General features: G+C 70.5%; 14 protein-coding genes. 7 read left to right on the top strand and 7 right to left on the bottom strand.

Annotated features, from left to right (window positions below):
* Positions 1 to 128: 128 nt before the first annotated feature.
* Complete coding sequence (locus tag J2853_RS10315) at positions 129 to 968, top strand: SMI1/KNR4 family protein (RefSeq protein ID WP_307556772.1); 840 nt, start codon at positions 129 to 131, stop codon at positions 966 to 968.
* A gap of 335 nt (positions 969 to 1,303) precedes the next feature.
* The gene (locus J2853_RS10310; RefSeq protein ID WP_307556771.1) at positions 1,304 to 1,714 is read left to right on the top strand and encodes a VOC family protein; all 411 of its coding nucleotides are present in this window, start codon (positions 1,304 to 1,306) and stop codon (positions 1,712 to 1,714) included.
* A gap of 231 nt (positions 1,715 to 1,945) precedes the next feature.
* Here the strand turns inward: J2853_RS10310 and J2853_RS10305 are convergent, their stop codons facing one another.
* Positions 1,946 to 2,566, bottom strand: a complete 621-nt coding sequence (locus J2853_RS10305) for a TetR/AcrR family transcriptional regulator (protein WP_307556770.1) — start codon at positions 2,564 to 2,566, stop codon at positions 1,946 to 1,948.
* A 265-nt stretch (positions 2,567 to 2,831) separates the two neighbouring features.
* Here J2853_RS10305 and J2853_RS10300 point away from each other — a divergent pair, with 265 nt between their 5' ends.
* The 3 genes from J2853_RS10300 (at position 2,832) to J2853_RS10290 (ending at position 7,937) form a co-directional block, all read left to right on the top strand.
* Positions 2,832 to 3,788 carry an alpha/beta fold hydrolase gene (locus J2853_RS10300; protein ID WP_307556769.1) on the top strand — a complete coding sequence of 319 codons (957 nt, stop codon included), beginning with the start codon at positions 2,832 to 2,834 and terminating at the stop codon, positions 3,786 to 3,788.
* 119 nt (positions 3,789 to 3,907) lie between these two features.
* Positions 3,908 to 5,842: an ABC transporter ATP-binding protein/permease gene (locus J2853_RS10295; protein WP_307556768.1), complete on the top strand. Its 1,935-nt coding sequence runs from the start codon at positions 3,908 to 3,910 to the stop codon at positions 5,840 to 5,842.
* Positions 5,843 to 6,101: 259 nt separating this feature from the next.
* Positions 6,102 to 7,937, top strand: coding sequence for a serine hydrolase domain-containing protein (locus J2853_RS10290; protein WP_307556767.1), 1,836 nt, complete (start codon positions 6,102 to 6,104; stop codon positions 7,935 to 7,937).
* 65 nt (positions 7,938 to 8,002) lie between these two features.
* Here the strand turns inward: J2853_RS10290 and J2853_RS10285 are convergent, their stop codons facing one another.
* The 3 genes from J2853_RS10285 to J2853_RS10275 form a co-directional block, all read right to left on the bottom strand.
* On the bottom strand, positions 8,003 to 8,665 hold the full coding sequence (locus J2853_RS10285; RefSeq protein ID WP_307556766.1) for an SMI1/KNR4 family protein: 663 nt from the start codon (positions 8,663 to 8,665) through the stop codon (positions 8,003 to 8,005).
* A 68-nt stretch (positions 8,666 to 8,733) separates the two neighbouring features.
* Positions 8,734 to 9,228 carry an NUDIX domain-containing protein gene (locus J2853_RS10280; protein ID WP_307568640.1) on the bottom strand — a complete coding sequence of 165 codons (495 nt, stop codon included), beginning with the start codon at positions 9,226 to 9,228 and terminating at the stop codon, positions 8,734 to 8,736.
* A 71-nt stretch (positions 9,229 to 9,299) separates the two neighbouring features.
* Positions 9,300 to 10,439 (bottom strand): NAD(P)/FAD-dependent oxidoreductase, encoded by a 1,140-nt coding sequence (locus tag J2853_RS10275; protein WP_307556765.1) that lies wholly within the window; start codon positions 10,437 to 10,439, stop codon positions 9,300 to 9,302.
* A gap of 206 nt (positions 10,440 to 10,645) precedes the next feature.
* On the opposite strand from J2853_RS10275, the gene J2853_RS10270 reads away from it, so the two are divergent.
* Positions 10,646 to 11,698 (top strand): aldo/keto reductase, encoded by a 1,053-nt coding sequence (locus tag J2853_RS10270; RefSeq protein WP_307556764.1) that lies wholly within the window; start codon positions 10,646 to 10,648, stop codon positions 11,696 to 11,698.
* A gap of 125 nt (positions 11,699 to 11,823) precedes the next feature.
* Here J2853_RS10270 and J2853_RS10265 read toward each other — a convergent pair whose 3' ends face one another.
* Complete coding sequence (locus tag J2853_RS10265) at positions 11,824 to 12,189, bottom strand: GntR family transcriptional regulator (RefSeq protein ID WP_307556763.1); 366 nt, start codon at positions 12,187 to 12,189, stop codon at positions 11,824 to 11,826.
* A complete protein-coding gene (locus J2853_RS10260) occupies positions 12,183 to 12,695 on the bottom strand; it encodes a hypothetical protein (protein WP_307556762.1) in 513 nt (170 codons plus the stop codon). Before J2853_RS10260 ends, J2853_RS10265 begins: the two co-directional genes overlap by 7 nt.
* A gap of 9 nt (positions 12,696 to 12,704) precedes the next feature.
* On the opposite strand from J2853_RS10260, the gene J2853_RS10255 reads away from it, so the two are divergent.
* A complete protein-coding gene (locus tag J2853_RS10255; RefSeq protein WP_307556761.1) occupies positions 12,705 to 12,896 on the top strand; it encodes a hypothetical protein in 192 nt (63 codons plus the stop codon).
* A gap of 73 nt (positions 12,897 to 12,969) precedes the next feature.
* On the opposite strand, the gene J2853_RS10250 is transcribed toward J2853_RS10255, so the two are convergent.
* Positions 12,970 to 13,974, bottom strand: a complete 1,005-nt coding sequence (locus J2853_RS10250) for a HEAT repeat domain-containing protein (protein ID WP_307556760.1) — start codon at positions 13,972 to 13,974, stop codon at positions 12,970 to 12,972.
* Positions 13,975 to 13,978 lie beyond the last annotated feature (4 nt).

Below are 13,978 nucleotides of genomic sequence, written 5' to 3'. Positions count from 1 at the left end.
GACGCCGCGGCCGGTCCCCGCACGGAAAGAGGCGGATCCGATCCTCGCCCCCCGTGGACGGACCTCACGGTCGGATCGTTGGTCGGCGGGAAGAGAAGCTTGATCATCAGCCACTACGCTTACGAACCATGACAGCGATTGATGACTTGATCCGCTTTGTGCCGCCGCCCGTGGAACCGGTCGACGCGCACGGCGACTGGAGCGCGGTCGAGACCACTCTCGGGCTTGGGCTGCCCACCGACTTCAAGGCCCTCATCGAACGATACGGGCTCGGCCAGTTTCTTGACTTCATCACGCCGTTGACCCCGTTCGGTGCCCGCGACCTGCTGGTCCAGCACGCACAACGGCTGCTGGACAGAGAGCGGTCCTACCGCGAGCAGTATCCCGACGAATGCCCGTACCCGTTCTATCCGGAACCCGGCGGGCTGCTGGAGTGGGCCGGCACCGACAACGGTGACTCGCTCTGCTGGCTGACCGACGGAGAGCCGGACAGCTGGAAGGTCGTGGTCTGGAACCCGCGCAACGTCTACTACGACGCGCAGGACGTCGGCGCGGTGGAGTTCCTCCACGGCTGGTTGAGTGGACGGATCACCACGACGATATTGCCCGACGAGGTCGCGGCGTCGCCGTGGTTCGAGCCGTTTCGCGAGCGCGAACACGTCCGCATCGAGCTGTCCGACGGCGAGCTGCCTTACCTTGAGCGGCTGCGGATCCTCCGTGACGCGCTCGCGCCCACGGCCGACCGGGGCATGAACGACGACGGGGACGACTACCGGCAAGACCATTTCGCCGCCACGGACCTCGGCTGGTCGCTGACCTACGAGACGGCCTACGGTCACCAGATCCTGGTCGCCTTCCCGGCCGAAGACGAAGCGCGGGCTCGCGCCACACTGTTCGACGCCGTCCACCGCATGGGCTGCCAGGTGCTGTCGACGACGACACGCCTCGGAGAGCCCACCTGGTCCTAGCCGGACGACAGCGGCGCCGCCGGCGAGGCGGCGGCGACGGGCCGCGGAACGGGAACCCGCTCCACCCGGCCGGTCGCCCCCGGGTCCGTCGAGGGTTTCACGGCATCCGCCCGGTAACGCGATGCCCGGCGCACGCGCCCCGACCCGGGAAACCGCGCCCCGCACGCCCACCCGGCAGCTCGCCCCCCCCGCTATGACCTGGGGAAAGTCCGCAGGCCATCGAACATGAAGCTCCACTTGTGCGTCACGCCCGGTGTTTCGTTCGAAAGTGCTCAGTAGATGCGCACTTTGACGACGAGGATGGTCACATAACCCTGCGAGAAAGGAACCAGGCGATGTTGCGAGGACTCACGACCGTCTCCTACTACTCTCCCGATTTCGAGGCGACCAAGCGCTGGTACACCGAGCTGTTCGGGATCCCGCCCTACATGGACACCCCGGCTTACATGGAGTGGCGCATCGGCGACTACCAGCACGAATTCGGCATCGTCAACAGCGCGTACGCCGGAACCGAGCTGGCCATGACGGCGGATCCCGGCACGATCGGCCAACCCGCGGGCGCCATTGCGTTCTGGCACGTGGACGACGTCCCCGCGACGGTCGACCGACTCGTGGCCATGGGGGCGAAGCCGCACGACTCGCCGCACGATCGCGGTGAGGGCTTCATCACGGCCTCGGTCATCGACCCGTGGGGCAACATCCTGGGTGTGATGTACAACCCCCACTACCTGGAGGTTCTGGCCTGACCGTCGTCCGGGCCGGCGGCGGGCGGGAGCGCGGATCTCCACCTTCGGCCGTGAGTTCACGTCTGCCTTCGTGGAGGCGGACGTCGGCGAGCCCCCCGCAGGAGAGCCTCCGCCGGCCGGATGCCGAGAAGACGGGCCCCGCCGTACGCGGGCATCACGTGTGCCGAGCGAGCCGCTCGGCACACGGGGGCACCGTGGCGGCGCGACGCCACTCGCGGCGAGCCGGGCGGGTCAGGGCAGGTCGGGCAGCGGCCCGGTCGCCAGCTCGCGCGCCTCGCCCGCGGCGACGCCGAACATGCGCAGCAGCTGCTCGGCGAGCTGCTCGTCCACCGGCTGGGCGGCGAAGTCGGGATCCACGAGCGTCAGCTGCAGTGTGCCCAGCACCGAGCCGACGGTGGTGGCGAACGCCAGCCGGGGGTTGTCCACCGTGAACCGGCCGGCCGCCACGGCCCGGGTGATGTCCGGCAGGATGCGCGGGGTCAGCCCGTGCCGGCCGTCCAGGTAGGACAGTCCGTGGCGCACGAGGATGTGGGCGACCTGCGGGCGCGTCCGGGTCATCCGGACGGCCAGCCGGACCGACTGCGCGAACCCGGCGGCGGGGTCGGCCAGCTCGCGGCTGAGCCGCTCCAACAGCGCGCCGACCTCCTCCAGCACGTCGGCGACCGCCGCGACGAACAGGTCGTCCTTGCTGGTGAAGTGGTTGTAGAACGAGCCGAACCCCACGTCGGCGGCCTCGGTGATGTCCTGGATGCTCGCTCGCTGCGCCGTGCCGTCGGCCAGCATCGCGCGCGCCGCGTCGACGAGCTTGCGGCGGGTCTGTGCCTTGCGGCGTTCCGGTCTGGACGCACTCATAGGCGTCACCATAGTTGACTGAGCCCGCTGTTGATGATTTCCTCAGTTTTGTGATGGTGTCACAACCAACCAGGACCGGCTGGCTGGACGTACACGCGCGCTCCATCACGGACCGATACGCCGAAGCCTGTCACCCCCGCGCCCGTGGTCACGCGTCGCGCCGCCGAACCGCGGCGAGCACCCCAACCGCAGCGGGCCCGCCTCGGGCCCGAAGCGCCGGCCTCCGTCCTGTTCCCCGGCTGCTCTCCGCGACGAAGGGTTCCCCGTGACCTACATCGAGTACAACGACCACCCCGAGATCTTCGAGGCGCACGCCTTCCCCGAGCACATCGTGGACCTCGGCGAGGTCCGGATGAACTACGCCGTGGCCGGGGATCCCGCGAACCCCGCGATCCTGCTGATCCCCGGCCAGACCGAGTCGTGGTGGGGCTACGAGGAGGCCATGCGCCTGCTTGCCGAGACCTACCAGGTCTATGCGGTCGACCTGCGCGGGCAGGGCCGGTCCACGTGGACCCCGGGCCGCTACAGCCTGGACGTCTTCGGCGGCGACCTGGTCCGGTTCATCGACCGCGTGATCGGCCGGCCGGTGGTGGTCAGCGGGCTGTCGTCCGGTGGGGTGCTCGCCGCCTGGCTGTCCGCGTACGCCGCCCCCGGCCAGATCCGCGCCGCGGTCTACGAGGACCCGCCGCTGTTCGCCTCGGAGACCACCCCCGCGATCGGCCCGTCCATCCGTCAGGGCCCCGTCGGCCATATCTTCCGGCTCCGGCACCGGTGGCTCGGCCCGCAGTGGTCGATCGGCGACGAGGCCGGTCTGCAGGCCGCCATGGCCCGCGAGGTCCCGGAGTGGCTGCCCGCGGCGGTACAGTCGGTGCCCGGGGGGCTGCCGCCCGCGGGTCCGCGGCAGAACCTGCGCGAGTACGACCCCGAGTGGGGCGACGCCTTCGTCTCCGGCCGGGTCGCCCTCACCTGTGACCACGAGGCGATGCTGCGGCAGGTCAAGGTGCCGGTGCTGTTCACCCACCATTTCCACCACGTCGACCCGGACACCGGGAACCTGATCGGCGCGAGCTCCGACGAGCAGGTCCGCCACGTCCGCCGGCTCGTCGAGGGCACCGGCAACTCGTTCACCTACCGCGAGTTCCCGGACATGCCGCACTCGATGCACGGCCACGACCCGGCCACCTTCGTCGCCACCGTCGTCGAGTGGCTCGCCGGCCTCTGACAAGCCGGCTGATCCGTCCGCGGCCGGCGGATATCGGAGAACGGCGACGCGAACGACTCCCTCCCGCGAGTTGAGCTCTCCAGGGCTCTCGTCGCAATCTGTGCCTATACGTTTCCGGAATGGAGTTGTTCACCCCGACGCTCGACTGGAGCTCCGAGGTCTGGACATCGCTGGTGTGGATCGCCGAAGCCTGGGCGATCGCCGCGGTGTGCACCGTGGTGGTCCTCGTGCTGCTCGGCCTCCTCACGACATGGGGCAGGCAGTTCTGGCGCATCACCGGCGCGTACTTCACCGGTCCGGGAAGCGTCAAGGTCTGGCTCTGGCTCGGCGCCCTGCTGTTGTCGGTGGTCGCCGGCGTCCGGCTGGACGTGCTGTTCAGCTACCAGGGCAACGACATGCTGTCCAGCCTCCAGGTCGCGGTTCAGGGCATCGCCGTCGGCAACACCCCGGTGAAGGACTCCGGCGAACACGGCTTCTGGATGTCCCTGTGGATCTTCTGCATCCTGGCGGCGATACACATCGCCCGGCTGCTGCTTGATCTGTTCCTGCTCCAGCGGTTCGTGCTGGCCTGGCGCGCCTGGCTCACCGACAGGCTGACCGGCGACTGGCTCGACGGTAAGGCCTACTACCGGTCGCGGTTCATCGACGACACCATCGACAACCCGGACCAGCGCATCCAGTCCGACGTCGACGTGGTCACCGCCGGATACGGACCTCTGCCCAACCTTCCGAGCAACGGGGGGACGTCCAGCACGCTGTTGTTCGGCGCGATCTCCGCGGTCACCTCGATCGTGTCGTTCACGGCGATCCTGTGGAACCTCTCGGGAACGCTTTCCGTGTTCGGGGCGGAGATCCCCAGGGCGATGTTCTGGATCGGGCTGGTCTACGTCCTCATCGCCTCCGCCATCGCGTTCTGGATCGGCAAGCCGATCATCTGGCTGGCCTTCCGGAACGAGAAGTTCAACGCGGCGTTCCGTTACGCCCTGGTGCGCCTGCGCGACGCGTCGGAGGCGGTCGCGTTCTACCGCGGCGAGCTCGCGGAGCGCTCGGGGCTGCGGCACCTGTTCGCCCCCGTCGTCGCCAACTACAAGCGGTACCTGAACAGGAGCATCGGCTTCAACGCCTGGAACTACTCGATCAGCCAGAGCATCGTGCCCCTGCCCTATCTCCTGCAGGCGCCGCGGCTGTTCGCCGCCGAGATCCGCCTCGGCGATCTCACCCAGTCGGCATCGGCGTTCAACGGGATCCAGAACGGCCTCTCGTTCTTCCGGAACGCCTACGACGCCTTCGCCGGGTACCGGGCGGCGATCATCCGGCTTCACGGTCTGGTCGTCGCCAACGAAGAGGCCAGGGCGCTGCCGGAGGTGACGACGCTGCCCTGCGTCGACGGGACGGTTCAGCTCAAGGCCGTCGAGGTCCGCACCCCCGACGGACAGCAGCTGATCAAGCCGCTCGACATGCGGCTCGACGTGGGTGACACGCTGGTCGTCACCGGGCCGTCCGGCATCGGCAAGACCACGCTGCTGCGCAGCCTCGCCGAGTTGTGGCCGTTCACCACCGGCACGCTGATCCGACCGGGCGGACCCAACGAGACGATGTTCCTGTCTCAGCTTCCCTACGTACCGCTGGGCGACCTGCGCACTGTCGTCACCTATCCCGGCGAGGAAGGCACCGTCGATGACGAGACCATACGCGCCACACTGCACAAGGTCGCGCTGCCGCACCTCGTGGACCGGCTCGACGAGGCACAGGACTGGGCCAAGGTGCTTTCCCCGGGCGAGCAGCAGCGGATCGCGTTCGCACGGATTCTGCTGACGAAGCCGAAGGTGGTGTTCCTCGACGAGTCGACCTCGGCGTTGGACGAGAACCTGGAGTTCGCCCTCTATCGACTGATGCGGTCGGAGCTGCCCGGCACCATCGTCGTCAGCGTCAGCCACCGCTCGACGGTCGAGCAGCACCACACTCACGAACTCGAACTGCTCGGCGAAGGCGAATGGCGCTTCGGCCCGCTGGGACCGCTGGGAAACGACAAACCGGAACCCGCTCCGGCGTGACAGGGACGGAGACGTCCTCGATCACCGGCGGCCGCTCATCGGACGCCACGGCGAACGCGCCCGGCTCGTGTCTTCGCGGATACGCCGCGGACACACGCCTGGCCCGTAGGACGTGGGTGCACGGTTCTCCGCGGTGATACACGTCCCTGGCCTGGCCGTACGGATGCCGATCACGGAAAGCGGTCAGACCCGCAGTTGGTCATTGATTGCCACCTCTGCAAAGATTCGCCCTGTTTCGTCGTCACGATCGAGGAGCCCCGTGGACCGGAGACGTTTTCTCACGCTGACCGGCACCGCCGGTCTGGTGGCCGCCGCCGCGCCGCCCGCGCAGGCGGCGGCCTATCCGTCCGCCGATCGGGGCCTGTCCGCCGAGGCGCACGCGAAGCTGGCCGAGCTGGCGCCGTACGGCATCACGGTGCTCGCCTTCACCCCGTCCGGCGGCTGGGTCATGGTGACGCAGGACGGCCGTTACTTCGCCCGGGGCATCCCCGACGCGTGCTTCACCGAGCTGGGAGCGCTGGTCAAGGCCGGCCGGAAGATCAACGCCATCGCCTTCCCTCCGGCGGGCGGTGACCGCTGGGTGATCACCACGGATCGCGGCGTGTCGGCGCGCGGCCTGCCTGGGACATGCCTGGAGCGCGTCCAGGCCTACTACGACGCCGGACAGCAGGTCGTGGACGTGGCCTTCCCGCCCGCGGGGGGCGACCGCTGGGTGGTCGCCGCCGCGAACGGCTTCCACGCCCGCGGCGTCGACGACGAGTGTTACCAGATGATGCGCAACCTGACCCAGGGCGGGCGCCGCCTGACCCGCGTCGCCTTTCCCCCGGAGGGCGGGTGGGCCGTGATCGCGCAGGACGAGTTCTACGTGCGCGGCATCGACGACGCCTGCTTCACGCAGCTGAACCTCCTGGCCGCCGGCGGCTGGCAGGTCCACGGCCTGGCCTTCGCGCCCGGCGGCGGCTGGGGGCTGTGCTCCCGGGGCAAGGCGCCCGCACTGCCCGCGGACCGGGTGCGGCAGTTCGAGAACGCGGTCGGCGGCTCGACCATCTGGCAGCGGATGAGCGCGTACAGGACACCAGGCGTGGCGGTCGCGGTGGTCGTCGGCAACAAGATCGCCTGGTCCACCGGATACGGGTGGCTGGAGGCGGGCGGCGCCGCCGCCGCGCATCCGGAGACCGCGTTCCAGGCGGCCTCCATCAGCAAGGCCGTGACCGCGATCGGCGTGCTGCGCCTGCTGCGGACGCGCGGGATCCCCCTTACCGCCGACGTCCGCCCGCATCTCGGCTGGACCCTGCCGAGCCGTTCGTGCGTCTCGCCGTCGGCGGTGCCGACCATCGACCGGCTCCTGACGCACCGGGCCGGCGTCATCGGGCGCGGCTCCACCTCGCCCGCCGGGGCCTGCTCCGGCTTCGACGCCTCCGGCGGCGGCTTCGCCGGGTACGGGCCGTCCGCCACCGTGCCGTCGCTGCTGCAGGTCATGAACGGCGAGGGCAACTCCCCGAAGATCGAGCTGACCACCGACCCGGGAGCGCAGTACCACTACTCGGGGGCCGGGTTCGTGCTGCTGCAGCGCATGGTGGAGGAGCTGACCGGCGGGCCGCTGACCGACTACATGCGCCAGGAGGTGCTCGCCCCGCTCGGGATGACGAGCAGTTCGTACGCGCTCTCTCCCGCCTTCGAGCTGGCCTCCGGTCACACCACCGCCGGAGCGGTGATCCCGGGCGGGCGCAACCGGTATCCGGAGTCGGCCGCCGCCGGCCTGTACACGACCGTGCTGGACCTGTGCCGCCTGGTGTCGTACCTCAATCAGGCCTGGACCGCCACCGGGGACATCGCCGGCCCGCTCGACCGGTCGTCCGCGCGCACGCTGCTCACCGAGGGGCCGCAGCCCGGCATGGGGCGCGGGCTGTTCGTCGCAGGCTCCGGCACCCGGGACTTCTCCTACACCCACGACGGCTCCAACTACGGTTTCAAGTCGGTGTTCAAGGGCTACCCGGAGCTGGGCGCGGGTTACGCCGTCCTGGCCAACGGCAACAACACGGCGCTGGTCAACGAGGTCGCGGCGGCCGTCAGGTCCGTCTACGGCTGGTCATAGCGACGGCGGCGCTCTGATGCGCGGGTCTCGTCGCCGGCCTTTCCGGGGCTCTGGCGTCGCACGACTCAGCCGGGGAGCCGAGGTCGGTCGTTGGCCCACGGTTCGTCGCGCCAGCCGGGCAGACCGGTGTCCAGCCACGCCTCGACCGTGCGTCTCCAGGGGGCGGCCGGGTCGTCGCCGGCCACGTCACCCCAGGTCAGCTCGGCCATGTCAGGATCGATGAGCAGGTTGTCGAGGTAGGCGTCGAAGGAGTCGGCGATCTTGGTGAGAAGGCCCTGCCCGCGGGGTCCGGCCCAGCCGGGGAGCCCGTGGACGAACGCGTGGACGTGGCCGTGAGCAGCGGGGCTCAGGTCGAGAAACAGGGTGTCGCCGCCGCCGTTGCGAGCGATGGGCAACAGCCCGTCGAGCGGGACCTCGGCGGCGAGCCACCCGCTGGAGCCGCCGCGGTACTCCCCCAGCAGCGTCCCGTAGCCGTAGTCACCGTCCTCCCCCCGGCCGAGCCGGTAGAGCTCGTTGAAGCCCAAGGTCTCGGAGTCCGGCTCACCGGCCGGGATGTCGATGGCGTACTCGAGGTGAGAGCCGCCGGCGGCCTCGAGAAACCTGCGGTAGGCCGCAGGCAGGGACGCCCCGATCTCCCGCTCAAGGATCTCGGCTTCCTCGGCCTCGAACGGCGGGAACGGGCCGAACACCATGCGGCCTCGATACCAACGTGACAGTTCCTCAGACACACCGGGATTGTTCCACTTCCCCCCGCCTCGCCGCGCAACCGACGACGCCTTCGGCGTGTGCGGTCCGGTCAGCCCGCGAGATAACCGTCCTCCAGGTAGGCCACCGTGCCGTCGGCCTCGGCCCGCAGGCCGGCGGCGATCTGCCGGCCCAGTGGCGCCGGCACCCGGCCGGGCACCTCGTCCGGGTCAACGAACGCCCAAGCGGCCAGTTCGTCGGCGGGAAGCCGGATAGCGGCGATCTCAGCGGCGGTGAGCACCCCGCCGTCATACAGGAGGATCAGCCCGTCCGGCCAGCCGGGCCGGGACGGTATCCAATCGACCGCCAGCACGCGCCCCACCGGCCGGTCCAGGCCGAGCTCTTCGACCACCTCACGCCGGCACGCCGCCAGAGGAGACTCACCGGCGTCGACGGACCCTCCGGGCACCTCCCACTGCGGTTTGTAGGTCGGATCGACCAGCAGCACCGCGCCCACCGCGTCGCGGATCAACGCCCCCGCGGCCATCCATTTTCGTGCCAGCGACGCCGCATACGGATCGAGCGGCACCGCGGTCGGGTCATGCATCGTCACGGTGACAACCGTAGCCCGTCGCGTCGGGGTGAGGATCGACTCAGCACGGGCGAAGCGGGGTGTCGTCACCGGCCCGGGCCGTCGGTCGCCGGGTCGGCGAGCCGTGAGCCGACGTCGGGAAACGAGCCGTCGCCGAACAGGATTCGCGCCGCCGCAGCACGACCGGCACGACCACGGAGCGCGGTCACCGCCACCTCCGCCGCGACGGGGGATCGGATCCCGGCGAACACGCGGCGCAGCAACAGCCGGCCTCGGAACCGGGTCCGCAACGCGCCCCCGTCGTACCGGCTCAATGTGCGCCGGTCTCCGGTACGCAGGTACTCGGCGGCGACCGCCGCGGCCAGTTCGGACATGCGCAAGCAGGGATCCAGCCCACCGGCCGTCAGTGGCGACACCGCGCCCGCCGCGTCTCCGACGAGCAGTCCGGCGGGGCACACCAACCGTCGCAGCACACCGCCGACCGGGATCGGGCCGCCTCGGCGCTCGACGGGCCCGGTCGGCGCCGCATGGCCGGGCGCGTCCGCGGCGAAGGCGTCCAGCAGGTGGCGGACGCCGGTGCGCATCGCGTCCGGATAGCCCGCGACGCCGACGTGCGCGTGCCGGCCGTCGTCGATGACCCACCCCAGGTACCCCGGAGCGACCCGGGGATCCAGCACGCAGTGGAACGCGGGGGCGGTCGCGCTCGACGCGACCGGGTGGACGATCTCGGCACCGACCAGGAAGCGCCGGTTGACGTCAAGGCCGAGATCACGGGCCACCTGTGAGCGGGCGCCGTCCGCGCCGACGACGAACCGGGCCGTCACGGGTTCCGCACCCTCGAACCGCACACACCCCATCGACGCGCCGACATACCGTACGCCCAGGCGGACTCGTGCCCCGGCTGACTCCGCCGCGCGGCGCTCGTGCTCGTAGACGGCCGCCATGTCGGCCACGCGGTACTCGTCCCGGTCACTGGTGAGCCGGATCGGCGCCCGCCGCGACGGCGGATACAGCAGCACGTCCCGCACACCAGGCCCGAGCAGGTGATCCGGTACGTCGAAGTCATCGAGGGTGCGCCGCACGAAGATCCCCGTCGTGCGGATGCCCCTCGACAGCGACCTGCGGCGGTCGACCACCATCACGTTCAGTTCCCGTCGCGCGAGCAGGCGGGCTGTGCGCAGTCCTGCCAGGCCCGCGCCCACGACCAGTACATCCACGGTCTGCATACCCTGCGACGGTAGGGGCGGCGCCCCGCCCACGCGACGGTCTGCACGCTACCCGCCCCGTATCTCCACACCGTCGCGACATCCTTCGCTTGCATAACCGGAACGTCTTTCCGTATAGTTCCGGAAAGACGTTCCGCTTTTGTTCAGAGTACGGCGTCCGAACCAGCGCTCACCCCATCTCGACCGCGACCCCAGGAGAGAACCACATGCGGTACCGCACCCTCGGCCGGACCGGCATCCAGGTCAGCCCCTACGCACTCGGCGCCATGATGTTCGGGGCCCTCGGCAACCCCGACCACGACGACTCGATCCGCATCATCCACAAGGCCCTGGACGCGGGGATCAACTTCATCGACACCGCCGACATGTACTCCCACGGCGAGTCCGAAGAGATCGTGGGAAAGGCCCTCAAGGGGCGCCGCGACGACGTCGTGCTCGCCACCAAGGCCCGGTTCTCCGTGAACCACGGCCCCGGCGGCGGCACCCCGGTTCCTCCCAACCGGTCGGGTGCCTCACGCCGCTGGCTGATCCGCGCCCTGGACGACTCGCTGCGCCGCCTGGGCACCGACTACGTCGACCTGTTCCAGATCCACCGGCCCGACCCCGACACCGACATCGAGGAGACCCTCTCGGTGCTCACCGACCTGGTGCGCGCCGGCAAGGTCCGGGCCGTCGGCACCTCCTCCCTGCCCGCCTCGGACATCGTCCGGTCCCACTGGGTCGCCGAGCGGCGCGGCCTGATCCGGCTGCGCACCGAGCAGCCTCCGTACTCGATCCTCAACCGCGGCATCGAGCGCGAGGTCCTCCCCGTCGTCCAGGAGTACGGCATGGGCTCCCTGGTCTGGAGCCCGCTCGCCGGCGGTCTGCTCACCGGCCGCTACCGCAAGAACCGGCAGAACACCACACACCGATCCCAGTTCGGCTTCAAGCACCTGAGCGACGAGCGCCGGCTGGACGCCGTCGAGCAGCTCGTCCCGCTCGCCCAGGACGCCGGGATCCCGCTGACCCACCTGGCCATGGCCTTCGCGATCGCCCACCCCGGCGTCACGTCCGCGATCATCGGGCCGCGCACCATGGAGCACCTCGACGACCTTCTCGCCGGCCTCGACGTCACGCTCACCGACAAGATCCTCGACCGGATCGACGAGATCGTGCCACCCGGCACCGATATCGGCACGCTCGACATGGCCTACGACCCCCCCGCCATCGAGCACGCACTCCTGCGCCGCCGGCCCGTCGACGAACGCGCCGCCGCCTGACCGCGTCCCCGCATCGCTCCCGCGCCGCGGGCGCGATACGGGGAAACCCCCGGAACGGGACACGACCGGCCCACCACGACATGACTCGCAGGCGGCGGCCCGTCGGCGGGACCCCGCTCGCGAGGTCATTCGTGGAGGTTGAGCAGGGCCTGCCGCACGGCGGCGACCGCTTCCTCGTCGGAGGCGCCCACGTGGCGGACGGTCCTGGCGAACTCCTCGGCCGCCACCGTGAGCCGCAGCCGGAACTGGTCGGCCATGGCCGTGATCACGGCCGCGCGGCCGCGGCGCAGCTCGACCAGACCCTCGTCGCGGAGCTGCTGGTAGCCGCGCAGCACGGTGTGCAGGTTGATGCCGAGGGAGGCGGCCACGGTGCGCGCGGAGGGGAGCCTGTCGCCGGGAGAGGCCAGGCCGTCGGCGACCGCGCTGCGGACGGAGCCGGCCACCTGGTCGGCGAGCGGCTGCGCCGACGAGGCGTCCACGGTGATCAGCACGATGCGGCCCCTCCGCGTTGCCGGTTCAGCCAGCCGTTGATCAGCCGCGCCGCCGTCTCCGCCTCGCGCGTGGAGTAGACGAAGGACCGCGAGTCGGCCAGCGACACGACGAGCACCGGCCCCTTGCCCGTGACGACACCCCACCCGGAGTCGGTGTCACTCAGCCTGTACCGCCCAGGCGGGGACTCACTTCCGACCTCCGCGAAGCGGATGCCTTCGTACGGGACGGTGCGGCTCAGGACGGGCAGCATGGGCACCCGCACCGTGACGCCGGAACCGTCGATCTGCACGCGGGTGTACGCGGGTGCCGCGATGAACAGCGGAAACACGAGGCCGATCATGGAGTACCAACCGGCGAAGCCGATGAGGGTGATGTCGTGCCCGTCGGCGTACCTTTCGACGCCGACCCACATGATCAGGGCCGTCAGCGCCACGGCGACCAGCAGGGGGCGTACGGACCAGGCGGAGGCGGTGAAGACGGCCCGCTGGTAGGGAGCGAGCGGCATGCTCGGCGCGTGCGGTGGCGGCGGGGTGACGGCCCGGGGTTCCGGCGGCAGCGGGCCGGCCGCGATCCTGCCCAGCGCGAGCGCCCCCGCGGCGACCCCGGCTTCCGCGCAGCCGGGGTCCTCGGCGACAAGCGCGATGCAGCGGGGGTTCTCGGCGACGCCGCGGTCCTGTCGGCGGTGACCCCGTCGACGGGGGCCTAGCCGGCGGTGGCCCTGTCGGCGGCGCCCGGCGACGACAGGGCCACCGCGTACACGGCACCCCAGGAAAGATCCTTTATCGTGCGTCGCGTATCCCGAGAATGTACACAGCGGTGAGCGCGACGCCGGGGTCTTCGTCATGTGACAGATCCGCGAGGGCACGTGACGTCGTGGCTCCCGGGATGTCCGCGAGCGCCTGGGTCAGCCGTCGACGCGCGGACGATTCGGCGGTGCCGTGAGTGAGGCGATCGATGAGGCCGGTGGCGATCTGATCCGCCAACGCGGGGCGACTCGCCAGCGCGCTCAGCGCGTCGGCCGCGTCGACGTCGTTCGCCCCCTCGACGACCATGTCGATGAGCGTCGGGACCGCGTCGGCCACTCCACGTGCCCCGAGCGCCAGAGCCGCGTACCTGCGGACCACGACGTCGGGGTTCGCGAGAGCGTCCAGCAACAGGGCGGTCACCTCACCGTTCGGAATCTCGGCGATGGACTGGACGGCACGCTTCCGCACCTCGGCCACCGGCGAGCCGAGGCCCTCCGCCAGCAGTGCCAATCCGTCATCGCCCGATTGCGCCAGGGCCCATCGAAGGGCTCCGGCGACGTTCGGGTCCGTCTCGTTCAGCACTGCCTCGACCAGCGCTTCCACCGGAACCGGAACCTCTTCGACCGAGGACATGGCCGCGCTCTGGCGCTTCCCCGCGCTCTTCGACCCCAACGCCTGGAGGAGCGCGACGACCTGGAGGACGTCCTCCCAGCTGGCGGGTTCCGCGGCATCGATCCGACGGAGTCGCGTGAGCAGCTCCGTCTCACCCGCGATGCGTTCTCGCGTCTGGCGGATGAGGTCGTCGACGAGCTCCGAGGGCGCGAAGCCGGGATCGTCGAGCGCGCGCTTGACGTCACGCAGCGACAGCCCCAATGACCGCAGGCTCTCGATATGGAAGATCCGCCGGATGTCCTCGCTGGAGTACTCTCGATAACCGGCGCCGGTGCGACCCGTCGGCCGCACCAGGCCGAGCGAGTCGTAATGCCTGAGCATGCGGGCGCTGACCCCGGACCGTTGTGCCACCTCGCCGATCAACACTGCC

Source organism: Streptosporangium lutulentum (genome assembly GCF_030811455.1).
GTDB lineage: Bacteria > Actinomycetota > Actinomycetes > Streptosporangiales > Streptosporangiaceae > Streptosporangium > Streptosporangium lutulentum.
The sequence above is the reverse complement of the archived record's forward strand: the minus strand, read 5'-3'. Positions and strand labels throughout refer to the sequence as shown.

Coding starts and splice junctions, on each gene's coding strand:
- J2853_RS10310 (WP_307556771.1), top strand. CDS start 1,304: ATGTTGCGAGGACTCACGACCGTCTCCTACTACTCTCCCGATTTCGAG.
- J2853_RS10280 (WP_307568640.1), bottom strand. CDS start 9,228: ATGCATGACCCGACCGCGGTGCCGCTCGATCCGTATGCGGCGTCGCTG.
- J2853_RS10305 (WP_307556770.1), bottom strand. CDS start 2,566: ATGAGTGCGTCCAGACCGGAACGCCGCAAGGCACAGACCCGCCGCAAG.
- J2853_RS10275 (WP_307556765.1), bottom strand. CDS start 10,439: ATGCAGACCGTGGATGTACTGGTCGTGGGCGCGGGCCTGGCAGGACTG.
- J2853_RS10295 (WP_307556768.1), top strand. CDS start 3,908: ATGGAGTTGTTCACCCCGACGCTCGACTGGAGCTCCGAGGTCTGGACA.
- J2853_RS10270 (WP_307556764.1), top strand. CDS start 10,646: ATGCGGTACCGCACCCTCGGCCGGACCGGCATCCAGGTCAGCCCCTAC.
- J2853_RS10315 (WP_307556772.1), top strand. CDS start 129: ATGACAGCGATTGATGACTTGATCCGCTTTGTGCCGCCGCCCGTGGAA.
- J2853_RS10260 (WP_307556762.1), bottom strand. CDS start 12,695: ATGCCGCTCGCTCCCTACCAGCGGGCCGTCTTCACCGCCTCCGCCTGG.